The 23,868-nt window shown below is 35.4% G+C and carries 24 protein-coding genes and 1 tRNA gene; 10 read left to right on the top strand and 15 right to left on the bottom strand.

Annotation, left to right across the window (positions count from 1 at the left end):
• Nucleotides 1-125 precede the first annotated feature (125 nt).
• From cdd to CXF59_RS15710, 7 genes are all read right to left on the bottom strand, one after another.
• Nucleotides 126-608, bottom strand: a complete 483-nt coding sequence (cdd, locus tag CXF59_RS06430; RefSeq protein WP_101137029.1) for a cytidine deaminase — start codon at nucleotides 606-608, stop codon at nucleotides 126-128.
• A gap of 83 nt (nucleotides 609-691) precedes the next feature.
• Nucleotides 692-1,861: a type IX secretion system outer membrane channel protein PorV gene (gene porV, locus CXF59_RS06435; protein WP_101137236.1), complete on the bottom strand. Its 1,170-nt coding sequence runs from the start codon at nucleotides 1,859-1,861 to the stop codon at nucleotides 692-694.
• 107 nt (nucleotides 1,862-1,968) lie between these two features.
• On the bottom strand, nucleotides 1,969-2,100 hold the full coding sequence (locus CXF59_RS15690; protein WP_369828536.1) for a hypothetical protein: 132 nt from the start codon (nucleotides 2,098-2,100) through the stop codon (nucleotides 1,969-1,971).
• A gap of 167 nt (nucleotides 2,101-2,267) precedes the next feature.
• Nucleotides 2,268-2,945: a hypothetical protein gene (locus CXF59_RS15695; RefSeq protein WP_369828537.1), complete on the bottom strand. Its 678-nt coding sequence runs from the start codon at nucleotides 2,943-2,945 to the stop codon at nucleotides 2,268-2,270.
• Nucleotides 2,946-3,212: 267 nt separating this feature from the next.
• Entirely contained in the window at nucleotides 3,213-3,482 is a 270-nt protein-coding gene (locus CXF59_RS15700; protein ID WP_369828538.1) for a C25 family cysteine peptidase, read from the bottom strand.
• Nucleotides 3,483-3,498: 16 nt separating this feature from the next.
• The gene (gene porU, locus CXF59_RS15705; RefSeq protein WP_369828539.1) at nucleotides 3,499-5,169 is read right to left on the bottom strand and encodes a type IX secretion system sortase PorU; all 1,671 of its coding nucleotides are present in this window, start codon (nucleotides 5,167-5,169) and stop codon (nucleotides 3,499-3,501) included.
• Nucleotides 5,170-5,320: 151 nt separating this feature from the next.
• Nucleotides 5,321-5,647 carry a hypothetical protein gene (locus CXF59_RS15710; protein WP_369828540.1) on the bottom strand — a complete coding sequence of 109 codons (327 nt, stop codon included), beginning with the start codon at nucleotides 5,645-5,647 and terminating at the stop codon, nucleotides 5,321-5,323.
• 295 nt (nucleotides 5,648-5,942) lie between these two features.
• Here CXF59_RS15710 and gldJ point away from each other — a divergent pair, with 295 nt between their 5' ends.
• Nucleotides 5,943-7,622 carry a gliding motility lipoprotein GldJ gene (gldJ, locus tag CXF59_RS06445; protein WP_101137030.1) on the top strand — a complete coding sequence of 560 codons (1,680 nt, stop codon included), beginning with the start codon at nucleotides 5,943-5,945 and terminating at the stop codon, nucleotides 7,620-7,622.
• A 61-nt stretch (nucleotides 7,623-7,683) separates the two neighbouring features.
• Nucleotides 7,684-8,970 carry a UDP-N-acetylmuramoyl-tripeptide--D-alanyl-D-alanine ligase gene (gene murF, locus CXF59_RS06450; protein ID WP_101137031.1) on the top strand — a complete coding sequence of 429 codons (1,287 nt, stop codon included), beginning with the start codon at nucleotides 7,684-7,686 and terminating at the stop codon, nucleotides 8,968-8,970.
• Nucleotides 8,971-9,128: 158 nt separating this feature from the next.
• On the opposite strand, the gene CXF59_RS06455 is transcribed toward murF, so the two are convergent.
• The 7 genes from CXF59_RS06455 to CXF59_RS06485 all read right to left on the bottom strand — a co-directional run bounded on the left by CXF59_RS06455 (nucleotide 9,129) and on the right by CXF59_RS06485 (nucleotide 15,107).
• Nucleotides 9,129-9,203: transfer RNA gene (locus tag CXF59_RS06455), tRNA-Val, on the bottom strand.
• Between the two features lie 88 nt (nucleotides 9,204-9,291).
• The gene (locus CXF59_RS06460) at nucleotides 9,292-10,512 is read right to left on the bottom strand and encodes a folylpolyglutamate synthase/dihydrofolate synthase family protein (RefSeq protein WP_101137032.1); all 1,221 of its coding nucleotides are present in this window, start codon (nucleotides 10,510-10,512) and stop codon (nucleotides 9,292-9,294) included.
• Between the two features lie 59 nt (nucleotides 10,513-10,571).
• On the bottom strand, nucleotides 10,572-11,369 hold the full coding sequence (locus tag CXF59_RS06465; protein WP_101137033.1) for an energy transducer TonB: 798 nt from the start codon (nucleotides 11,367-11,369) through the stop codon (nucleotides 10,572-10,574).
• 34 nt (nucleotides 11,370-11,403) lie between these two features.
• Complete coding sequence (locus tag CXF59_RS06470; RefSeq protein ID WP_101137034.1) at nucleotides 11,404-11,796, bottom strand: biopolymer transporter ExbD; 393 nt, start codon at nucleotides 11,794-11,796, stop codon at nucleotides 11,404-11,406.
• Nucleotides 11,797-11,798: 2 nt separating this feature from the next.
• Nucleotides 11,799-12,503, bottom strand: a complete 705-nt coding sequence (locus CXF59_RS06475; RefSeq protein ID WP_101137035.1) for a MotA/TolQ/ExbB proton channel family protein — start codon at nucleotides 12,501-12,503, stop codon at nucleotides 11,799-11,801.
• A gap of 239 nt (nucleotides 12,504-12,742) precedes the next feature.
• Nucleotides 12,743-13,969: a Glu/Leu/Phe/Val dehydrogenase dimerization domain-containing protein gene (locus CXF59_RS06480; protein ID WP_101137036.1), complete on the bottom strand. Its 1,227-nt coding sequence runs from the start codon at nucleotides 13,967-13,969 to the stop codon at nucleotides 12,743-12,745.
• A 67-nt stretch (nucleotides 13,970-14,036) separates the two neighbouring features.
• Nucleotides 14,037-15,107 (bottom strand): anhydro-N-acetylmuramic acid kinase, encoded by a 1,071-nt coding sequence (locus tag CXF59_RS06485; RefSeq protein ID WP_101137037.1) that lies wholly within the window; start codon nucleotides 15,105-15,107, stop codon nucleotides 14,037-14,039.
• 223 nt (nucleotides 15,108-15,330) lie between these two features.
• Between CXF59_RS06485 and CXF59_RS06490 the strand changes: the two genes are divergently transcribed.
• The 6 genes from CXF59_RS06490 (at nucleotide 15,331) to CXF59_RS06525 (ending at nucleotide 21,654) form a co-directional block, all read left to right on the top strand.
• Nucleotides 15,331-16,470: an acyl-CoA dehydrogenase family protein gene (locus CXF59_RS06490; protein ID WP_101137237.1), complete on the top strand. Its 1,140-nt coding sequence runs from the start codon at nucleotides 15,331-15,333 to the stop codon at nucleotides 16,468-16,470.
• A gap of 974 nt (nucleotides 16,471-17,444) precedes the next feature.
• Entirely contained in the window at nucleotides 17,445-17,618 is a 174-nt protein-coding gene (locus tag CXF59_RS15290) for a hypothetical protein (protein WP_232758720.1), read from the top strand.
• 184 nt (nucleotides 17,619-17,802) lie between these two features.
• The gene (locus CXF59_RS06505) at nucleotides 17,803-18,291 is read left to right on the top strand and encodes a hypothetical protein (protein ID WP_101137038.1); all 489 of its coding nucleotides are present in this window, start codon (nucleotides 17,803-17,805) and stop codon (nucleotides 18,289-18,291) included.
• Nucleotides 18,279-18,989, top strand: coding sequence for an NRDE family protein (locus CXF59_RS06510; protein ID WP_101137039.1), 711 nt, complete (start codon nucleotides 18,279-18,281; stop codon nucleotides 18,987-18,989). Before CXF59_RS06505 ends, CXF59_RS06510 begins: the two co-directional genes overlap by 13 nt.
• Before the next feature lie 9 nt (nucleotides 18,990-18,998).
• The gene (locus CXF59_RS06515; protein WP_232758722.1) at nucleotides 18,999-20,033 is read left to right on the top strand and encodes an ATP-grasp domain-containing protein; all 1,035 of its coding nucleotides are present in this window, start codon (nucleotides 18,999-19,001) and stop codon (nucleotides 20,031-20,033) included.
• A 643-nt stretch (nucleotides 20,034-20,676) separates the two neighbouring features.
• Nucleotides 20,677-21,654, top strand: a complete 978-nt coding sequence (locus tag CXF59_RS06525; RefSeq protein ID WP_101137041.1) for a M28 family peptidase — start codon at nucleotides 20,677-20,679, stop codon at nucleotides 21,652-21,654.
• Here CXF59_RS06525 and CXF59_RS06530 read toward each other — a convergent pair.
• Entirely contained in the window at nucleotides 21,629-22,228 is a 600-nt protein-coding gene (locus CXF59_RS06530) for a GNAT family acetyltransferase (protein WP_101137042.1), read from the bottom strand. The two genes, CXF59_RS06525 and CXF59_RS06530, sit on opposite strands and share 26 nt — an antisense overlap.
• Nucleotides 22,229-22,354: 126 nt before the next feature.
• Between CXF59_RS06530 and CXF59_RS06535 the strand changes: the two genes are divergently transcribed.
• Together CXF59_RS06535 and CXF59_RS06540 are read left to right on the top strand one after the other, a co-directional pair.
• On the top strand, nucleotides 22,355-23,032 hold the full coding sequence (locus CXF59_RS06535; RefSeq protein WP_101137043.1) for an SDR family oxidoreductase: 678 nt from the start codon (nucleotides 22,355-22,357) through the stop codon (nucleotides 23,030-23,032).
• 55 nt (nucleotides 23,033-23,087) lie between these two features.
• On the top strand, nucleotides 23,088-23,687 hold the full coding sequence (locus tag CXF59_RS06540) for a SprT-like domain-containing protein (protein WP_101137238.1): 600 nt from the start codon (nucleotides 23,088-23,090) through the stop codon (nucleotides 23,685-23,687).
• Nucleotides 23,688-23,868 lie beyond the last annotated feature (181 nt).

The following is a 23,868-nucleotide window of genomic DNA, read 5'->3' on the forward strand; positions in this document are numbered from 1 at the left end:
AAGTTTTTATTGTGTTATCAACTAGTACCTATGACGCAAAAGAGTCTCCTCACACAAATTTGCGAATTGCAAAAATAAGACATTCCATCTGAGAAGTAAAATTAAAAGGCTTCTTTTTGCTTTTTTTACAAGAAGTTTTTGTCGAACATAAAGGGTAGTAAGTTTTTGAGCGAGTCTGATTTGTATATATCACCTGTTTCTCCCATGAAATAAATTTCTATTGGAGACTCTTGTCGAGTTTCATATTCAGCTATTGACTGCCTGCAAGCACCGCATGGAGGGATGGGGGCTATTGTCTTATTAGAGTCGGAAGCTGCGGTGATTGCCATTTTTAAAATTTTTGCTTCAGGATAAATAGCTCCTGCCTGAAAAATAGCGACGCGTTCAGCACATAGACCAGAGGGATATGCTGCATTCTCTTGGTTTGAGCCTAAAACAATTTGTTCATTGTCTAATAAAAGCGCGGCACCCACTCGGAATTTTGAGTACGGCGCGTAGGCTTTTTTTCTAACAGCTACAGCTTGTTCCATTAGTTTCTGGATGTCATTAGGTAATTCTTGAAGTGAGCTATAAGCCAAAAATTGGCTGGTAATAGTAATTTTTTTCATTGTTAATGGGGGAAAAAAAATCCAAATTTCATTCCGAAGCTTCGGGATTGAAATTTGGATTGTTAATTTGATTTTAGATAGTGCTAATATACATCATATTTATCTCCGAAATTAAAAGTAAGAGAGAAACGTAGTGTATTCTCTAACGGATTTTTAACTTTTGAAGCTGAAAATAAATAAGAGACGTCTACTTTGACGACATTGTATTTAAAGCCTGCTCCTAAAGAGAAGAATTGTCTCGCTCCTTTTAATGGACTTTCATGAAAATAACCCAAACGCATAGCAAAAGAGTCTTGGTATGAATATTCTGCCCCTACAGCATAAGTTATTTCTTTAGTTTCTTCGCTAAAACCATCTGGAGCATCTCCAAATGATTTAAATACGCCGGAAGCCCAGCCAATAGATCGGTAATTATCTAAATTTTGGCGTCTTTCTTCAGGAGTAACTGTTCCGTCCCCATTTAAATCTGGATTTTGAGGTGTTGGTACTAACAATTTGTTGAATTCTAGATTTAATGCGACTTTATTATAATCGTCCAAAATAAAATCAAATCCCGTTCCCACTTTTAAATTAGCCGGTAAAAAGTTGGTGCTTATTTCGTTATTGTCATAACTGATTTTTGGCCCTAAATTTTGAATGTTAAATCCAGCTCTCCATCTTCCGTTAAACTCATTGTATGCTATTTCTTCTGATTGGTAAAACCCTGCAACATCGATAGCAAATGTATTAGCCGCAGATGCATCTCCAGTATCGGTAACTACTTTTAAATTGGAGCGGATATATCTTCCGGCCACTGCCATAGAGAATGTTTCGCTTAGTTTTAATGAATAAGAACCATCAATTGCAAATTCATTTGGAGAAACTGTTCTTGGTACTTCTGTAGGGTCTCCGGTTTCTCTTAATTCGATTTCACCAAAACCAAAATAACGAATACTACCTGCAAAAGCACTTCGTTCACTTATTTTATTGTAATACGTTAATTGTCCTAAAGAAATATCATTTGCTAAATCCGTTAGGTAGGGAGTATAGCTTATGGAAACACCTTGTTTATCCGTTGCAAAGGCATATTTAGCGGGGTTCCATTGTTGCGAAAAAGCATCTGCTGAAGTGGCGACTCCTATGTCTGCCATACCTGCGGCTCTAGCGTCAGCCGAGACTAGTAAAAATGGAACAGCAGTGGTAATTACTCTATCTTGAGCATTTGCAAAAGAAATGCCGAGTAAGCAGCTTGTAAAAAGTATTAATTTTCTCATTTTGGTATAAAAATTCATTAAACAAATATAGTATATTATTAAAGTATCACAAGTTTTTCAAACTTTTCTGCTCTTTTATTGGTTAGGGTGGATTTGACGGTTAGTTTTTAGACATATATTCCTTTTCCTATTTTATTGCCAAAATCATCTTTGCCGTCCCATGTAATCTCTTTTGATAAAAATCCTTCTTTTGAAATGATTTGATTTTTTGTCCATACTACTTTACCTGTTATCGTCATAACTTGTATTTGTACCATTAGTGGTTCAAAAGGCCTGTTATGTGTAAACCAAAACTCAGTATAGTTAACAAATGATTAGGGTAATTTAATACATGTGTCAGCGTTATAGATTCATCGCCAACTATTACAAACTGAATTTCAGTAGAGATGGGGTTATTGTAAACATCTCAAGCCTTAAATGTAATAGTATGTAAGCCAACGGTTAAATTACGAAGAGGAAATCGGAGACTTCCCTTAGTGTAATCATCTAGATTTGTTTGATAGTAATCATTTAGTAGGTAGGGATTACTTACGTCTCCGTCTAAAATTGCCACAATATCATGTCCTATGCCTCTAGCGGTGTTGATCCCGTTTTCATCTTCGAGAAAAGCCAATAAAAATGGGGATGCATTTGTTATACCACCAGAAACAAAAGTTTCGTCATTCATATATAACTTAACTTTTGGACTAATATTGTCCTCAGTTGCATTTTCATTAATTCCGCCTCTCTGAATACTAGTGTTAAAGCCAGTTTCGTTTTCTAATGTTTGGTCTTTTTTAGCATAAAAACTGATTTTTCCGTTAGCTAATGAAATCCGAATGTCTCTAGGAACTACGAAACTAAACTCGAACAGACCATTTGTAATAGAAGCATTTCCTCTAAAAATGGTTTCGCCTAAGGTGTTAAAATTTATGGGCGGACTATTACCATCATTATTTAATGTAACTCTTTGGATGGTTTTATCAAATATTGTAGTGGAAACTTCACCGTTGTAATTTGTTAACAGCATGTTATTTTCATCATTTATCTCTCCACTCACTTTCATGCGGGCCAATGATTTGAAATCATCTGTTGCTTGCGACACCGGAATGTCATTTACTTTTGTAAGCTTTATTTTTGGCTTGGGTATTGCCAGGATTAAGGCGGGGTCACCTAAATAGAAAACTACATTCGTAGCGCTGTTTGGGTTGCTGTTTTTTGAAACTCGTAATGCTTCTGCAATTGACGTATATTGGCTTGAGCCAAAAGAGAATAGTTTTTCAGTTAATACATCATTGAAATTTTCGGCACTAAATTACCCGATAGAACGAATGGTGGTAATCATGGCAATGGCTCCGCCTTTTGGATTCCACTAGGTGTATTCACCAGCTGTGGGTCTCGAAGGATTATCAAAACGGGAGAATTCACAGGTAATTGTTATGAATAGGGGGTATCTATATTGGTTGCTTAAATTTTGTCCATCAGATTTTTCCCAAATTCGTTCTGCAGATAATCCGTCCTCACCTCCATGTCCTAAATAATTGAAGACCAAAGCTCCTTTTTCGAATGCATTGAACAAATCGGTTCTTGCTTTTGGATATCGAAAACCTCCTGCGGATGCTTCTTGAGTATAGGAGTCCAAAATGATTTTATTGATATTAAAAAAAAGGTTTTTGAGTAGTGATTATATCGGCTAATTTGTTTTGTCTACTTTGCAAATTGGCGTCGAAGGTTATGTCTGAATCATCGCTAATCATTACGAAATTGTTTCTCCAAATTCCGTATGATTTTATGTCATGGTAGTCAATTACTTTGTTTACCATTTCTTCCGCCTGTTGTGGTTCATTTACAATCATTGTTCCGACAGCGATATCAATGCCGCCAAAATAAGAAACAATATTCCCCTCATTGCTATCCAGCAGTCCATAAAAATCATCAGATGCAAACGAAGCTTCTCCGTTGGTACTGCTGGTAAGGGCATGATATATAGGAACGATGTTCGTATTGTTGAAAGTTCGGTTTTTATAGTCGTAGGAAGCGTCTCCAAAGAGGTTCACGTACTTTATTCTCTTCGCCGAAGTAGATGCGTTTTCATAAATATATTTGATGCAATTTCTAATTGCTGCGATATCTTGCTTTCCAGATGAAAATTCTGGGTATATTGATTCTGTTGTAATGACTTTGACATTCAATTTAGAATAGGATCTGTGGAAATTAGCTAATTTTTCAGCCTGTGTAATTAAAGATTTTGGAGTGATAATCACGTAGTCAATATCTTCAAATTGACCTTTATTGTTTTTGAAAATTGAGCCTTTTATGTTTTGGTTAGAGACTTTAGGATTATTCTCTTTTAAAGGAATATAGTAATCAGAAGGGTCAAGAGCGACATATTTCCGGAGTTCTCCTAAGGTTGCTTTGAAGGAAAAGGACTGTTGAAGAGTGTTTTCAAATTTACTTCCATTATATAGGTCAGTAATGTCCCAAACCTGGGTAATTGCTGCTGCGTTAGATAGGGTGTAACTCACGACTCCTGAGCTAGCAATTGAAGCATCGTATTGAAAGTTAAATTGTTTTCCATATCCTTGAAGTTTTCTTTTGGCAATTAATTGAATATTGTCCAGAAAGCCCTTTGAGCCGGGAACACCATTATTGTTATAGGTTAGTTTTATTTGTACGTTTTCGGATCCAGTAAAGGAGGCGTTGCCCGGTAATGAACCAACATTAAATTCAGTTTCTGAATTGGTATTTATCGCAGGAAAGGATATGGCGCCAATGGGTTGGCCACTGGAAGTAACCTGAAAAGAAGTGGGGGTGTAGGCTGCAGAAGCTGTGGTCGTTTTAATTTTAACATGTGTTGTGACGTCTATGTTTGGAAAATTAAATTCAAATTCTTGGTCTTGCTTGATGTCAAAAGATTCACCAAACCATCGCCTGCCCAGTTTTGCAATATTGATTAAATCGAATTCATGGAACTGATGGTCATCAAAAGTAATTACGCTTGCAGTGCTGTTACCGGAGGGTTGGTTTGTTTCCTTAATCCTTTTCCCATCATCGCCTGAAGTAGTGATGTAGTAATATGATTTGGTATCATATCGATTATTATAGGTTTGACTTTCTACATTATATGTATCAAGACCTTCGGCATAGAATAAAATATAATCTTCGTTATCAAAGCTCCCGTCGTTTTCTCCAATAAGTTGGATTGCGTTCTCCGTTAAATCTGAAGGGTAATAAATGTTATTTGACAAGGGCAGCATTTTTCCTCCGTCTCCAAAAATTTTTATTTTTTTAGTATTAACGGCATTCAAGTTAACGCCTATTTCTTGCATGAAACTTTTGGAGATTTTATAAACACCGGATTTTCAATATAAAAACGATACCAATCTCCGGTGGCCAAAACAGAGTTGGAAATTGAATTTGCTTCTTTATATGATTGTGAGGTCTTTGAGGTTGTATTATTGATGTTGTAGGAAAAAGATTTTATTTTTTTTTAATACCATATTCATCTTTCACGATCGGCGACAAACTGAGAAATGATTGCGTGACACCTCTTGATTGCGTATTTCTTATAGAAGCCGCTATTTTTTTTGGGATATTTTCAGGTTCTAAATCCCCAAGTTGAGCCGTACTAATAGATTCGTAAACTACATTGGTGATTTGGGTGCTGTTTTCCGGGTAAAGGACAGGTGTTTTTAGTTTTAAGGTGTAGATTAGTTTCTTTTGAGATGGGTGATACTGGTAGCTGCTCCCTTTGAATTGAGGGATGTTGATTTTATAAGATCCAAATGAAACTGCTGTTTTTTCCATCCACTCAATACGTACATCGCCTGTAGTCTGTCCATATGATATATAAGAAAAGAGTAATATACTTTATAGGATTAGTTTTTGCATTATTTGCTAAAATTGTATGAATAGTTAATTGATATCTTGAGTAAGAATATATCTTTTAGTATAAAAACAAATAATAAATAGTATAAATTTGCGTTTGAATTGTATATTATATTTTATATGAATCATCAGAATAAATTTATTCAAAACGGTGTTGCCGGTTAATTGTTTAATTATTACATTGCATCACGTAAATTATTACCTTTAAAATAATATGAAAGTAAATAAAATTATAGCCTTGCGATTGATGCTATCAGTAACAATGATTATTGGTTTTGCCAGTTGCAGTAAAAAATCAAGTTCAAAAAGTTCCTCTAGGGCTACCGGTTGGAATGTTGACAGTAAAAAAGCCTCTAATAGTAAAAAACAAGTGGCTGGGCCTGGATTGATTTTTGTCGAGGGAGGAACCTTTACTATGGGTAAAGTGCAAGATGATGTGATGCATGATTGGAATAATACTGCAACTCAACAACACGTACAATCCTTTTATATGGATGAAACTGAGGTTACGAATTTTATGTACTTGGAATATTTAGATTGGTTGAAAAATGTGTTTCCACCTAGTGAAGAAAGTTACAGATATATTTATGAAGGGGCTTCACCTGATACTTTAGTGTGGAGAAATAGATTGGGTTATAATGAAACTATGACCAATAACTACCTAAGACATCCCGCTTATGCAGATTATCCTGTCGTTGGTGTTAATTGGATTCAAGCTGTAGAGTTCAGTCAGTGGAGAACAGATCGTGTAAATGAAGCTATTCTTGAAAAAAATGGATACTTAAAAAAGGGAGCTAAAACAAATGATGTTTCTGCAGAAAGTTCTTTTAGCACGGAGACTTATTTGAAAGCGCCAACAATGACTTATGGGGGAAATGAAGAAATCGTTTTAAAAGAAGGAGCCAGAAAAAGTCCTAAAGCTGGAAAAGACGGTAAAGTTGTTGAACAAAAAAATGTATATGCACAACGTTCGTCAGGTCTTATTTTACCGGAATACAGACTTCCTACTGAGGCAGAATGGGAATATGCAGCTGCAGCCGATGTGGGGCAGAGAGAATATAATATTTACAAAGGTCAGAAAAAATATCCTTGGTCTGGAGATTATACTCGTTCTGGGAAAAGACAAAGTAAGGGAGATCAATTAGCGAACTTTAAGCAAGGTAATGGAGATTACGGTGGAATTGCTGGTTGGTCTGATGATGGAGCTGATATAACTAATGCCGTTAAAAAATATCCTGCAAATGATTTTGGTCTTTATGATATGGCTGGAAATGTAGCCGAATGGGTTGCTGATGTTTACCGACCTATTATCGATAACGAGTCAAATGATTTCAATTATTTTAGAGGAAACCGTTACACTAAAAATAAAATTGGTGCAGACGGTAGAGTGGAAATTGTCACTTTAGAGACAATGAAAAAAGATACTCTAAGTAACGGAAAGATTATAGTAAGAAGTTTTCCAGGTCAAATCGCACAGGTTCCTGTTGATGAAAACGAAACGTACTTAAGACAAAATTTTGATAAGAGTAATAATATTAATTATAGAGACGGTGATAAACAGTCTTCTAAATATTATGATTTTGGATCTGCTGAGTCTAATACAGGCAAGCAAAAAGCGGATGAAGCAATGTATAATTCACCGAGGCATAACGTGACAACAGATAGTTTAGGTTTGATGGTTAGAAAATACGATAGGTCAAGCAAGAGAACAACTTTGATAAATGATGATGTACGAGTTTATAAAGGTGGGTCTTGGCGAGATAGGGCATATTGGTTAGACCCTGCTCAAAGAAGATATTTTCCTCAAGACATGGCTACTGATTATATTGGCTTTAGATGTGCAATGTCAAGAGTTGGTCCGAAAGCTGATAAAAGAAAAACACCGAGAAATTAATTTTTTTATAAAATAATAATTAAAGCCCTTTCATTAGGGCTTTTTTTTTAATCGTTTTTAAATGGATATAGCTAAAATTCATAGTTTATTTTTGAACTGTAAATCAGTTTCAATTGACACGCGTAAAATAGAGTTGAATTCACTATTTTTTGCCATAAAAGGGGATCGGTTTGATGCCAATACATTTGCAGTGGAAGCTTTAGAAAAGGGAGCTTCTTTTGTGATAATTGACAATGAATCCTACTATATAGATCAAAGAACAATCTTGGTTGAAGATAGTCTGTCCACTTTGCAGCAATTAGCAAAATTCCATAGAAGGCATCTAAATCTGCCAATCATTGCGCTTACGGGAAGTAACGGGAAGACAACCACAAAGGAGTTGATCCATGCTGTTCTTTCCAGAAAACACAGAACAAAAGCAACAGTCGGTAATCTTAATAATCATATTGGTGTTCCGTTAACGTTGTTGTCTTTCAATGCAGAAACAGAAATAGGTATTGTAGAGATGGGAGCCAATCATAAAAAGGAAATTGAATTTCTTTGTGAAATTGCAACACCCGATTATGGCTACATAACGAATTTTGGCAAAGCGCATTTAGAAGGATTTGGCGGCATTGCAGGCGTTATTGAGGGCAAAAGTGAAATGTACAAGTACTTATCTCAAAATGATAAATTCGCTTTTGTAAACCTTGGAGATCCTATTCAAGTTGAAAAAACAAAAAATCTAAAGTCATTTTCGTTTGGTGTGAATAAGGATTATGCAGATGTGTGTATTAAATCTGTTAAAGCGAATCCATTTGTGGAAATTGGTTATGCGGATATTTTAATTTCATCTCATTTAATAGGGCTTTATAATGCCAATAATTTAAATGCAGCAATTACTATAGGTAAGTACTTCAAAGTGGATAATTTGTCTATTAAAGAGGCTTTAGAGGGTTATGTTCCTGAAAACAACAGGTCGCAATTGTTAACGAAGGGAACAAATCAGATTATTTTGGATGCATATAACGCAAATCCAAGTAGCATGGCTGTGGCAATTGAAAACTTCCTGCAATTAGATAGTGCTAATAAAATAATGATCTTAGGAGATATGTTTGAATTAGGGGCAGAAAGTACAAAAGAACATCAGGAAGTTGTTGATTCGCTTTTGAATGAGAAAGCAGTACAATGTTTCTTTATTGGTGCGGGTTTTTATTTAAGTAAGGTTAGTAATCCTCAATTTCATTTCTATGAATCATTTGATTCTTTTTCAACGGATTTAAAGAACAGAACTATCGAAAACAGTACGATTCTTATAAAGGGGTCACGTGGTATGGCGTTAGAGAGGGTACTGGACTATTTATCATAATAGTAGGTTTTTAGGTAGTAAAAAAAAACACGATCTAATCATATTAGATGGTGTTTTTTTTGTCTTGGTTCATTTTCGATAAAAGTGAATTCAGAGTTGTTTATAAATTCAGAAAATAGTGTATAAAAAAACTCCATTATTTCTAATGGAGTTTTTTGTGGGCAATGAGGGGTTCGAACCCCCGACCCCCTCGGTGTAAACGAGGTGCTCTGAACCAGCTGAGCTAATTGCCCTCTTTGCAGTTTTGGTAATTTTCATTCCCTTATTGCGAGTGCAAATATAGGCCTCTTTTTTGAATATGCAAGCAGAAAATAAAAATAATTATAAAATTTCTGCGACTACAAAGGTGCTTCCGCCAATGTATATTAAGTCCGTGTCCTTGGCTGCTTGTAGAGCATTTTGGTAAGCTGGTGTAATTGAATTGAATACTGCTCCTGTTAGGCCGTGTTCTCGTGCTTTGTGCGCTAAGATTGTCGCGTCTAACCCCCTTGGATTATTTGGTTTTGAAAAATAATAAACAGCATTTTTTGGAAATAGGGGTAGGATTTCGTCTAAATCTTTATCATTGACAACACCTAAAATAATGTGTAGCTGTTCAAATTTTTCTTTTTGAATTTGATTAAGCACAATCTCTAGTCCGTGTTTATTGTGTGCGGTATCACAAATTATTTTTGGGGAATCCCCCATTTGTTGCCATCTTCCTTGAAGTCCAGTATTTTTTACTACGTTCAAAAGACCAATTTTAATATCATCTTTGCTGATTTTAAATTCTTGCTGTGAGTTAAGTATTTCAATAGTCTGTAAGGCGGTTTTTTTGTTATAAACTTGGTAGTCGCCTCTTAAGTCAGAAGGATAATTTTCTGAAATCAAGTCGGAAGCAAAATAGATTGCTGAGTTAGTTTCTTGAGCTTTAGCCAAAAAAACAGGTTTGGTTTTGGTTGTGTATTCTCCAATAACTACAGGTGTATTTGGTTTTGTAATACCGGCTTTCTCGCCAGCTATAGCTTCAATGGTGTTTCCGAGAAACTGTGTGTGATCTAAGCCAATGTTTGTAATTACTGATATTAAGGGAGTGATGATGTTTGTAGCGTCTAATCGGCCGCCCATTCCAACTTCTATAACCGCGATATCCACTTTTTCTTTTGCAAAGTAACCAAAGGCCATCCCGACGCTCATTTCGAAGAAGCTGATGTCATTCGATTCAAAAAAAGATTTGTTTTCATTTATAAAATCACAGACAAAATTTTCTGTGATATCGATACCGTTTATTTTGATGCGTTCCCTGAAGTCTTTGAGGTGTGGAGAGGTATACAGTCCTACTTTATAGCCCGCCTCTTGAAATACGGATGCCAGCATATGGGAAGTGGACCCTTTTCCATTTGTACCGGCGACGTGAACGCACTTTACTTTTTTATGTGGATTGCCAAGGTGATTAATCAACAAGTGCGTATTTGTTAAATCCTTTTTATAAGCAGATGCGCCGTGAAGTTGATACATCGGGAGTTGGTTAAACATCCAATCCGTAGTTTCTTTATAGTTCATTTTTTTTATTGAGTATTGATTTTTTGATAGTTAAGAGTATGGCAAATTATCAAAAAAAGTTATTCCCCTAATTTGAAATTAACGGTAATAAAGCCAATTTGAGTTTCAGGTGCATTTGAATCGGGTTGCCATCTGTATTTTCTGGCTGTTGCCAATGCCGGTTCTATGAGGCAAGGATTTGTGTTTGTTGTTCCTTTAGTGTATTTAGCAGCAATAACATTTCCGCTTCTGTTTACTGTTATCTGTACAACGACAGTGCCAAATTCATTACATTTCTGTACTTCTTTTCCTCTTGAGGCGATGCTTCGTCCGTTTAAGCCCCATCCGCTTCTATTTCCGGTACCGCTTCCGGATCCGTAATAACTGTTGGCGTATGGATCACCATTTAAACTTCCTTTGTCTCCCGCAATATTGTCATTTCCTTCTCCGCCTTTTGCTTTACCATCTGATTTTGGTCCGTTTAAGATGCTTGATAAAGCATCAGAAGTACTTTTTGAAGGTTGTGGGTTTTCTTTCGGTTTTGGTTTAACCTCTTCTTTTGCTGTTTCTTTTGAAGGCTGTATTTTTTTGGTTTGCTTCATGACAACAGCTTCCTCAATATCCTGTGAAAGAATATCTTCGTTACTTGATGCCGCTTGCTTTGCTGCGGTTGCTATTGGTGCAGATTGGATTGGTTCTGTCGGTTGAATGTTTCCGGATCCAAACTCAGTTGTTCCAAAATTTATGGCAATTCCGTTTTCAGGTGGTGGTTCTAAAGAAGTTAATCCTAAATAAAAGAACAAAACAAATAAAATCACAAAAATGATTGATGTGATTGCAAATGATTTTTTTTCGTCTTCTGTTTCTAAATATTTCATGTAGAATAAATCTTTTTTTCAAGGACAGGTAGTGTTATTTTGGCCTTACCGCTAAAACTACTTTGATTTGGTTGCGGTTTGCAATATCTAAAACATTGACCGCTTTTTCAATTGGCACCCCTTCTTCAGCTCTTAAAATAATTGCTTTTGTCTTATCATTCGAAAAAAGGGCTAATAATTTTGTCTCCAATTCGGTTTCTGAAACAGGTTCTTTATCAATAAAAAATTGTAGTTCTTTATTAATACTAACCGCTATATTTTTATTACTGTCTGTTTTTCCTTTTGCTTTTGGCAGCACCAAGTCTAAAGCATTTGTAGTTACCATGGTTGATGTTAGCATAAAGAATATCAGTAATAGGAAAACAATATCTGTCATAGATGACATATTGAATTCTGCGCTAACTTTATTTCTTCCTCTTAAATTCATAATTATGCGGGGTCGTTTAATAAGTCTAAAAAGTCAACTGCATTGGCTTCCATCTGGTGAACAATTTTATCGGTCTTTACAACTAAATGATTGTATCCAACGTAGGCGATAATTCCAACCACTAAACCAACCACTGTTGTCGTCATTGCGGTGTAAATGCCTTCCGATAGAGCGCCAACTTCTATTTGCCCGCCAGCACTCGCCATCTTATGAAAAGCTTGAATCATCCCCACCACGGTTCCTAAGAAACCAGTCATAGGACCTGCTCCTGAAATGGTAGCTAGCATGCTTACATTTTTTTCAAGTTTGTATATCTCCAATTTTCCTGCATTTTCAATTGCCGTATTGATGTCCTCAAGAGGCTTGCCAATTCTGGAAATACCTTTCTCTATTAATCTGGCAACAGGAGATTTTGAATGGGCACACGCTATTTTTGCATTATCAATGCGACCATTTCTAATATTCTCTCTGATTTGTCCCATGAAGTTAACGTCGATTGTTGATGCAGCATTAATTGCCATTAAGCGCTCAAAGTATAAATAAAGTGCGACAAAAAACATTAGAAATAGCGAGGTCATGATGATGTTGCCTGCTAATCCTCCGCTTGTTAGTAGCTCTAAAATGGATAGGGTCTTTTCAACAGGAACCGCTTCGGCTAAACTTTCTTGTGCAACAGATAGGGTGTCTGTTTGTAGCAATATACTCATACAAATTTTTCTTTATTATGAAACGCTAATATATTATAAAAATTGTTACTTTTTTAGATTAATATCCTAAACAAATATTAAATAAGGAGGAGAGAAATGCGACAATAAAAAAGAAGTGTTTGGTATAAGGTAAAAAAAATCAGTTCGACGAATTCGCTTTCCGGGCGGCTCCATCGAACTGACTAAATAGTATGCTTTCAAGCTGGGTAGAAATGAAAGGGAGTTAATTTATAGCGTGATTACACTAACTGTTTCAAAGCGATTTCAAAAGCAGTAGCACTAATGTTAGTTTTATCGCTGTTTAAAGCGTGTGCTTTTTCGATTGCTTTTTTAATTATTTCTGAGGTATCATGGAAAATTGCCTTATCTGTCATCTGCACTTTTTTCTCCATGAAATAAGCAAATACACGAGCCATGCCACAATTCGATATAAAGTCTGGAATCAAGCTCACTTTGTGATCTACATCTTCCATTATTGGACCAAAAAAGATTTCTTTGTCAGCAAAAGGAACATTGGCACCACAAGAAATTACTTCAAGTCCATTAGCAATTAAGCTGTCAATTTGGGATTGAGCAACTAATCTTGATGCTGCACAAGGGGTGAAAATTTCGGCACCTATTGTCCATATTTTTTGATTGATTTCTTCAAAAGGAATCATGTTTTCGGCAACTAATTTGTTTCCGTCCTTGGCAAGGAATAATGCTCTTATTTCTTCGAAAGTGAAACCATTTTCATTTATTAAACCTCCGTCTCTGTCAATTATACCAACAACTTTTGCACCCATTTCAGCCAAGTAGAAAGCGGCTGCTGAACCTACATTTCCAAAACCTTGCACGATGGCTTTCTTGCCTTTCACGTCACCGCCATAAGTATCGTAATAATGACGTACTGCTTCAGCAACACCGTAACCGGTAATCATATCTGCAATGGTATATTTTCTGGAAACATCCGGAGAGAACTTTGGGTTTTCGATTACTTTAACCACACCTTGACGCAATTGACCAATTCTGTTGATTTTGTCTGCTTCAGTCGGTTTGAAATGACCATTAAAGACTCCTTCTTGCGGATGCCATACACCACATTCTTCTGTCATGGGTATCACTTCATGGATTTCATCCACGTTTAAATCACCGCCCGTTCCATAATAACTTTTCAATAATGGAGATACCGCTTTGTACCATCGTTGTAAAACGCCTTTTTTTCTAGGATCATTTGGGTCGAAATTAATTCCGGATTTTGCACCGCCAATAGCCGGGCCGGAAACCGTGAATTTTACTTCCATTGTTTTTGCCAATGACAAAACTTCATTGATGTCTAATCCTTTTCTCATTCTTGTTCCACCACCGGCAGCACCACCACGAAGAGAGTTGATAACAGTCCACCCTTCGGCTTCTGTTTCGGCATCTTTCCAATTAAAAACTATAACAGGTTCTTTATTTTCGAATTTCTTTAATAAATCTTTCATTTATTGCGATATATTTAATTTTGACAAATATAAAAAATTGTATAATGCGAATTGTGTATTCAGACTATTATTTTGGTGTATAGATATTTCCGCTGCTATGATCTGTTTTGGCTCCTGTTACACTAGACAATACATTAGTTTGTCCACGTAATCTTAGTATACCCAGTAAAGCGAAAATCACGGCTTCTTTAAATTCCAGAATTTCATTGTCAGGAATTATGATTTTTATCGAAGGTAGATGAAACTGTATGCGTTCAATAAGAAAATCGTTGTAAGCTCCGCCGCCGGTGACAAAAAGGGTTCCTTTTTTATGGGGTAAGGCGATTGCAATTTGCACAGCAATATGTTCAGTAAAGGTTCTCATTTTGTCAGTAATGTCTATTTCGAAGCGCTCTATAGAGGGTATAATAGTTTCTTTTACAAATTCAAAACCGAGAGATTTAGGATATGTTTGTTGGTAAAAAGCCAGGTTATTCAACTCGCTCAACAAAGAGTCGTTGATTAGACCGGTTGCAGACATTTTTCCTTTATCATCATAATCGAATCCCAACTGATTTGCATAATAATTCAAAACCGTATTTACTGGTGAAATATCAAAGGCAATTCTGCTGCCTTTTTCTTCAAATGATACATTCGAAAAACCACCTAAATTCATACAGTATTCATATTCATGGAATAAGAGGCGGTCTCCAATAGGAACTAAAGGGGCGCCTTGTCCGCCTAATTGTACATCTTGCACTCTAAAATCGCATATTACTGTTTGCTGCACTAGATCTGAAATTTCAGGTAAATTCCCAATTTGAAGGGTAATACCTTTTTGAGGTTGATGCAGAATGGTATGACCATGGGAGCAAACGGCGTCAAGATTTTTGATTTTATGGCTGGCTATGAAATCAGAAATAATGGAAGCAAGCAGAGAGGTGTATTCGTGATTTAATTTTTTCAGATTGGGTTTAGAGAAATCTACCGCTGCTTTTAGTGTGTTTACCCAGTTTGAGTTGTACGGAATGGTCTCACTTTCAGTAATGTTGAAGGTCCATTTCATGTCTTTAACACGAAATTGAATATGTGCTAAATCAACTCCATCAAGAGAAGTTCCTGACATCACTCCGATAACGTTATAGTGTTCTTCTTTCATTATCCAAAATTACAAATCAAAATTGATAATTTCACAAGAAAAAAGTATCTTTGACTACTTGTTTTAAACAAAAAGCAGAGTGAATTACACAATATACAATAATCATCAATTCTAATCCTTAATGGAATATTAAAACGGTGCCGATTTTTAATTTTAAATTCGATGTTTTGAATATTTTATTTTGGTCTTAGAATTATATAAATTAATAAAAAGAAATACAGTTATGGATTTTAATCTAACAGAAGAGCAGTTAATGATTCAACAAGCCGCTAGAGATTTTGCTCAAAGTGAATTGTTGCCTGGGGTAATTGAAAGAGATGAGTTTTCTAAATTCCCAACAGAGCAAGTCAAAAAAATGGCTGAGCTTGGTTTTATGGGAATGATGGTTGATCCGAAATACGGAGGTTCTGGATTAGACAGTGTTTCATATGTTTTAGCAATTACAGAGATTTCAAAAATTGATGCTTCTACTGCCGTAATTATGTCAGTAAACAATTCTTTAGTTTGTGCAGGATTAGAAAAGTATGCTAATGAAGAGCAAAAAATGAAATATTTAGTACCCCTAGCTAAAGGAGAAGTTATTGGTGCTTTTTGCTTGTCAGAACCAGAGGCGGGGTCTGATGCCACCTCGCAAAAAACAACTGCGATTGATAAAGGAGATCATTATTTATTAAACGGTACTAAAAACTGGATTACTAACGGTTCTTCAGCTTCGACTTATATCGTAATTGCACAAACGGATATCGAAAAAGGACATAAAGGAATTAATGCTTTCATAGTTGAAAAAGGATGGGCTGGCTTTGATATTGGAATAAAAGAAAAGAAAATGGGGATTCGTGGATCAGATACTCATTCTTTAATGTTTAGTGATGTGAAAGTACCAAAGGAAAATAGAATTGGAGCTGATGGTTTTGGATTCAATTTTGCTATGGCCGTATTGAACGGTGGTAGAATTGGTATTGCTTCTCAGGCATTAGGGATAGCAACTGGATCTTATGAATTAGCATTAAAATATTCGCAAGAGCGTAAAGCTTTCGGAAAAGAAATTTTCAAACACCAGGCTATCGCATTTAAATTAGCGGATATGGCCACTCAAATTATGGCAGCCAAAATGCTATGTCTCAAAGCAGCTTCTGAAAAAGATCAGGGGATGGATATTTCCCAATCTGGTGCGATGGCTAAATTATTTGCTTCTCAAACGGCTATGGATACAACAATCGAAGCAGTTCAAATTCATGGTGGTAATGGGTACGTAGCAGAATATCATGTAGAGCGTATGATGCGTGATGCTAAAATTACCCAAATATACGAGGGAACTTCAGAAATACAACGAATTGTAATTTCGAGAACTTTAGTTTCCTAGTAGTTAGAATAAAAAATAGATTAAACCATTAAGGGATTAAGAAATTAGGGCATAGTATGACTTAATGATACTTAATTTCTTAATGGTTTTTTAATTATAAAGTAGTAATACCGTTACTGTAAAGAAATCTTTTATGTACCAAATATTTTAAATATTGGTGTTTACGAGGTCTAAAATCATTTGTACTTTAAGACAAACGATAATAAAATTGCTCAACGAAATGGAAATAAAATTGATGTTGCTTTACGGTAGAACAGAAATTAGTATCACGAATATCGGAAAATTTTAAAATTAATCAGACCTACATATTAGTTGATTTAAAATAGTAAGATTATAGTGGTAAAAGAATCAGATGGACTGAATAGCACTTTTCTGATGATTTTATTGTAAATTTATGTGGAGAAGTATATTTTTAGTATGTTATGCATGATTTCCGATGATTTATTAGTTGCAATTGCGAAGTCTTTAAAATAGAGAGTGATGAAAAGGTTTTTATTCGTCATTTGTATAGTATTCACGCTTGTTGGTTTTTCACAGAGTGAAAGCAAAAGAGTAGCGCAATTTAATTTAAAAGGAAAAGGCGCTATACAAGGATAGTAGTTGGTCGCGTACTTGAAGCAAGGGAAAGCAGTGAAAGGGAAAAAGGAATTATAATCCTTTTATGAAGGTGTTGTATATCTTTTTTCTTCGGAAGTAAATAAAGAAATATTTCTAAGAAACTCATCGGTAAATGAGACTCAATATGGGTGTTGGTGTGTTTTTTTAATGGGAGATTCAGGAGATAAAGTAGAGATTTACCCCAATATTTTCAAGATCGTTGAAGATAAATTGTACCTGTTTTTTAATTCCTATTTTAGAAACACTTTGAAAAGATGGAATTTAAATCAAGTGTATTTAAAAGCTAAGGCCAATTCAAATTGGGAAAAGATAATTCAATGATCTAACATCATGAATCATCATTATTTAGCTGGTTATTGCGTATCGTTGTTGCCGCTATTTTATTGCCGCTATTTTATTTTAAATTTTCGGGAGCAGAAGAAAGTAGCTATATCTGTAAGACATTAGAAATGGAGCCTTATGAGCGTATTGGTTCCGGTATCGTTGCGTTGATTGCATCTATTTTAATTCCAAGAACTACTCTATTATAGGTATTACTTGGTCTTGGAGTAATGATTGGGGCTATTCCGTAGCACCTTTTTGTTTTGGGAATTGAAGCGCAAAACCACGGAGGGATACTTTTTGTGTTGGCGATAATTACCTTTCTTTGTTGTTCTGTTTTACTAGATCAAGATAAGAATAAAACACCAAATTTGTTAAAATTAAAATGATAAGATGCTTATTACTGCCATAAATAATAGTTTAAAAGAACTGATTGATTTACTCACGCAGATGTCAAATGCAGAGTATTCTAAACGGTATCCCTCGTTAAGTAATTCTACCATTGGGGAACACACCCGGCACATTGTAGAAATGTTTCAATGCCTCGAAAATAATTATGAATCGGGAATTGTTAACTATTATAAAAGGCCAAGAAATAAACTAATTCAAACGGATGCTAATTTTGCAATTACTCAAATTTTAAATATTCAGCGTTTGTTGGAAAAGGAAAACAAAAAAATTGAGTTGGAACAAATTATTGATGAAGAAGAGATTAGAATTGACAGCAATTACTTTAGGGAATTACTTCATAACCTTGAGCATTGTATTCATCATCAGGCACTAATAAAAGTGGCCGTTTTAGAAAGTGATACTATTTTTGTAGATGAAAATTTTGGTGTTGCACGTTCCACAATTGAATATAGAAAGCAATGTGCACAGTAAGCTTTGTAAAAACCGATACTAAAATTATTATTACGTCAAATCGGGACGAAATGGTGACCAGACCCAGTGCGATAGCTCCCCAAAACTATATTGTAAATGGCAAGAATGTTATTTACCCAAAAGACCCAAAAGCGGGGGGGACTTGGTATGTAGTTGATGAAAAGGGCACGATACTCGTTCTGCTGAATGGAGCTCATGAAAAGCACACCATGGAATTGAGTTATAGGAAGAGCCGCGGATTGATTGTTTTGGATATTATCGGTAATGTGTCTCCGAGGGATTTTTGGAATACAATTGATTTGGATAAGATCGAGCCTTTTACCATAGTGTTATTTCAAGAGCAGGAGCTTTTTCAGCTTCGGTGGAATGGAGCTAAAAAAGAAGCAATAAAATTAGACATAGAAAAAAAGCATATTTGGTCTTCTTCCTCATTGTACCCCATGGAAATCAGAGAAGAACGTTCCAGTTTATTTGAAGCATTTTTAGGAAGAAACACGATGGTGTCAGAAGTCGAAATGTATGATTTTCATCGGTATGCTGAAGAAGAAAATCAAGAAAATGGCTTAGTAATTAATAGAAACGAAGAGTTGAAAACCTTCAGTATTACCCAGGCTGTAATCGAAAGAAATAAAGTGACTATATTCCATCATGACTTGATTGCTCAAGAAGATTCCAGCACCTCATTTATCACCATTTAATATACTTTAGTGAAATTACTACTTCATAAGATGACGCACTGGGAATATTGGCCTTTTCAGCTGGTCTACATTCCTATTTATTTTCTTTGGGCTTTTTATTCTGTGAAAGCAAAATCCATTTTTTTCTTTAATGCATCGAATCCGTCGATGAAAAACGGGGGCTTTATCATGGCTTCTAAAAAAGAAATTTATAATTTGATTCCGCAACAATATTATCCGATAACGGAGCTTATAAAAGAAGGGACGTCATTAGAAGAGATTAAGACAACAATAGAAGAGGCTTCTATTCAGTATCCTTGCATTGCAAAACCGGACATTGGTTTGCGAGGCTCCGGAGTAAAAAAAATTAATACGGTACAAGATTTAGAACAATATGTGGTAAGGGCAAATTTTGACTTTGTTGTGCAAGATTTAATCCCCTTTCAAAATGAAGTAGGTATATTTTATATTCGTTATCCACATGAAAAAAAAGGAAAGATAACGGGTATCGTTTCTAAGGAATTTCTAATTGTTACGGGAAACGGAGTTGCTACGGTGGAGGAATTGATAAAAGTAAATCCACGTTACGAGTTGCAGTTAAAAGTATTGAAGCAGGAGTATGGTAATACGCTTTTAGAGGTCTTACCGAAAGGAGAAAAACTAAACCTTGTACCTTATGGCAATCATGCTAGAGGAGCGAAATTTATTGATGGAAGCCACTGGGTCACTCCAAAGCTGGAAGATAGTGTCAATGAAATGTGTTTGCAAATTCCGGGTTTCTTTTTTGGGAGAATGGATGTGATGTACAATTCTTTTGCAGAATTAGAAAACGGAAAAAACTTCTCCATTGTAGAGCTAAATGGTGCAGCAAGCGAACCTACACATATTTATGACCCCAAGCATTCCTTGCTTTATGCCTGGAAGGAATTAGCGCGACATATTACCTATATGTATAAGATCAGTGTAGCTAATAATAAAAGTGGAGTACCCTATTTAGAACATAAAGCAGGTATGAAAGAATACCGATTGCATCTCGAGCAAACCAATAAAATTGTTAACTTCTAATTAGATGAAGGCAATAAAGAATATTTTGGTCGGTTTTCTGGTGGGCTTTATAGGCTCGATTCCGTGAGGGTATTTGAATATTATTGGATTTCAAATTAATACGGAATTTGGCATTGAAGACTTGATGTTATATTTATTTGGGGTTGCTTTTCTTGAAGATTTTGTGATTTATTTTACCCTTATTTTTGCAAAAAAACTAGTTAGTAACATCAAATTAATGCGGATAATTGATGTTTTTGGCGTATACCTTTTATTCCTATGTGAATCAAACGGAAACGGATTCTAGTTATTTGGAAAAGTATATAATTTCCCCCACCTTTCTTAATTGGGCTGATGTTGAGCAGTATTAATTTTCTCCAACTTCTATTTTGGACGAGACGGGATGCAATTTGTATTTGATCAATGGGAACGACATTGCAAGCAAAAACACAGTTAAATTTTATTACGTTGCCGGAACATTAGCCGGGACTTTTGCAGGAATGATGGGATTTGTTTTTTTTTTTTTAATACGATCTCCCACAACGGGGAGCATTTTTCAAAATACCTATTCGCTGTAATAATTCCATTATTTTTCATAGTTTTGGCTTGTCTTTAGGGATATAAAGTTTTTAAGAAATATATTAGATAACCATATACTTAAAATATGAAAAAAATAGTGATGCTGCTTCCTTTTATTCTACTAGGATGTAAACCCAATGCTAGTCTGGTTTCAAAACCAATTGCCGTAACAGTAAATAAGCCCGCTGAAATTCTATATAAAGTCAAAGAAAACGAAGTCGCCGCAACTTTGAAATATCTTTCTTCTGATGAATTAGAAGGAAGAGAGAGTGGTACAAAAGGAATGGAGAAAGCCGCAGATTACTTAGAGCAATTTTTTATAAAAAATAATGTAAAGTCCTATTTTTCTTCTTATCGCGATACGTTATCTGATTTTAAGGGAACAGCTTATAATGTTGTGGGTTATATAGAAGGAACTGATCCTGTGCTTAAAAAAGAGTTTTTACTGATTAGCGGTCATTATGATCATATCGGTTTGGCAAAAGAGGGTGTTAATGGAGATTTCATAAATAATGGCGCTAATGATGATGCTTCAGGATCCACTGCAGTAGCCGAAATGGCAAAATACTTCAGTGTTTCCAAATCAAATAAAAGAAGTGTTCTTTTTGTCTTCTTTGTAGGGGAAGAAAAAGGATTATTGGGATCAAAGCATTTAGCGAAAAAGCTAAAACAGCAAAATTTTAATCTCTATGCACAATTCAATATTGAGATGATAGGGGTGCCAATGAAACGAGATTATTTGGCGTATATAACTGGTTTTGAAAAATCCAATATGGCCGAAAAAATTAATGAATACACCGACAAAAATAGCGTTGGTTTTTTGCCTAAAGCCGAAGAGTATAAGTTGTTTTACAGATCAGATAACTATTCGTTTTATGATGTTTTTAAGGTTCCGTGCCAGTCTGTGAGTACTTTCGACTTTGAGAATTTTGACTATTACCATCATGTGTCCGATGAGTTTAAAGCGATGGATATTGGTCACATGACTCATTTCATTCAGGAAATGTTACCTGCCGTGACTAAAATGTCAAATTCTCCTACTCAGGAAATTTACATGAATTAGCTGCTCGAGGCACAGGCTGATTCATACCATAAGCTAAAATATAATAATTGTTATTGTTAAATTGAAAATCAGCAATAATGGTCCATTTTAATTTTTCAGTATGCGCTTTAGTAGAGGGGATGTTGATCTTGTTGATAAAAGTCAAACTCAAAGGATATTTTTTTACCATATGGATTCTCATAAATTCAAAAAAGAAATTAATTAGTCCTTTACCGCGATATTCTTTATCGATGCAAATAGGTCCATATTGAAAAGTGTGTGTTGTCGTGATGTCGAAATCTAAGAATTTAAGTTCGTGAAATTGTGCCGTTATGTGATTAAAAATAGGCCATTGACTAAAGAAACTCCAACTTCCGGCAAAGATGTACGCGATGATTTTACTGTTGTCTTTAGCTATAAACAATCCTTCGTGTGCCATAATTTCAACTAGTTGTGGCGTAGTGAATGGAGTGGTCACAAATCCAGCTTCTTTTTCTTTATCTGATAAATTAGAAATAAGGTATAACTCTTGTAGTGCCAATATTCCATCGATATCGATTAATTGGGCGACTTCTAATTTGATGTTTTCAATCATCTTATTTTTGACTAGGTTGGTTGCGTTCAAATTTAAACAAAATCGATAAAACTTCAAGTTTTCTATTTCAAAGAATGATTGGGGCTAAATGTTCAATATTTTAAAGCTTTTGTTTATTTTTGCTATATGAAAAACATTATTATAACAGGAACAAGTAGGGGGATAGGATATGAACTAGCTTTGAAATTCGCTAATGCGGGACATCAAGTGTTAGCTATTTCTAGAAAAACACCAAGGATTCTTATAGAACATAAAAATATCAGCTGTCTTTCAGTTGATTTGTCTAGCGAATCAGATTTAGTAAAAGTTGAAAAGCTGCTGTCCACTTCATGGAAAATGGTAGATGCGATTATACATAATGCAGGAAGTTTTTTGTCAAAACCTTTTGCCGAAACCACTCAAGAAGATTATGAAAATGTCTATAAAGTGAATGTGTTTGCTGTCGCTAATTTGACTCGTATCTGTTTGCCTTATTTGCAAAAAGGAAGTCATGTGGTTACCATAAGTTCGATGGGAGGCATTCAAGGCAGTTTGAAATTTGCTGGACTTGCAGCTTATAGCTCGAGTAAAGGAGCTGTAATCACGTTGTCAGAGTTGTTGGCCGAAGAATATAAAGAAAGGGGCATTGCATTTAATGTGTTGGCTTTGGGAGCAGTTCAGACAGAAATGTTAGAAGAGGCTTTTCCAGGGTACCAAGCGCCAATTAAAGCGAACGAAATGGCAGATTACATCTTTGACTTTACGTTGACTGGGAATAAATATTTTAATGGCAAAGTATTGCAAGTGTCGTCTACGAACCCTTAATTTAAAAATCAAATTCCAAATTCCAAATTCCAGATTCCAAAAACCAAAGAGCGAATTGAGCGAAACCTTAGCAAGATATATCCCGGAACACGCTGTGAAACCAGTTTTTGAACTCATCGTTGTCAATCAAGTCCATCTTAAGATTGTCAATGAGAGGCAAACGCGTCATGGAGATTATCGAAAAGGACTCAACGGAAAACATGAAATAACGGTTAATTCAAATCTCAATAAATATAAGTTTTTGATTACCTTGATTCATGAGATTTCTCATTTGGTTGCTTTTGAGAAATTTGGAAGAAAAATCAAGCCTCATGGTAATGAGTGGAAATATTCTTTTCAACGGTTAATGATTCCTTTCATACGCCCAGAAATTTTCCCAAGTCAATTGTTGCCTTTATTGGCGCGTCATTTCAAAAACCCAACTGCTAGCAGTGATACGGATACGACTTTATCGCTTGCACTAAAGCAGTTTGATGCACAAAATGATAAAAATTATATGTTTGAGATTCCATACGGCAGTGTTTTCAGAATTGAAAACGGAAAAATTTTCAAGAAAATAGCTGTGCGGGTCAAACGTTTTGAATGTCTCGAAGTGAGCTCCGGAAAAATGTATCTTTTTAATCCAAATGCTGAGGTGGAACTGCTGCCAAATTAGTTACAAATCAAAAAAAGCACAGTCATAAAGAGGATGTGCTTTTTTTGTTTTATTACGAAAATGAAAAGTCGTTTATAGCCCGGTAGCAGTGAAAATCCTTTTATCCTGAATTTATTTCAGGATAAAAGATTGAAGCGGATAGCGAGAGGAATAGTAATTGTGAAAACAGCTATTTCTGCTC

Origin of the sequence: Flavobacterium sp. ALD4, from assembly GCF_002836475.1 — a bacterium.
Lineage (GTDB): Bacteria > Bacteroidota > Bacteroidia > Flavobacteriales > Flavobacteriaceae > Flavobacterium.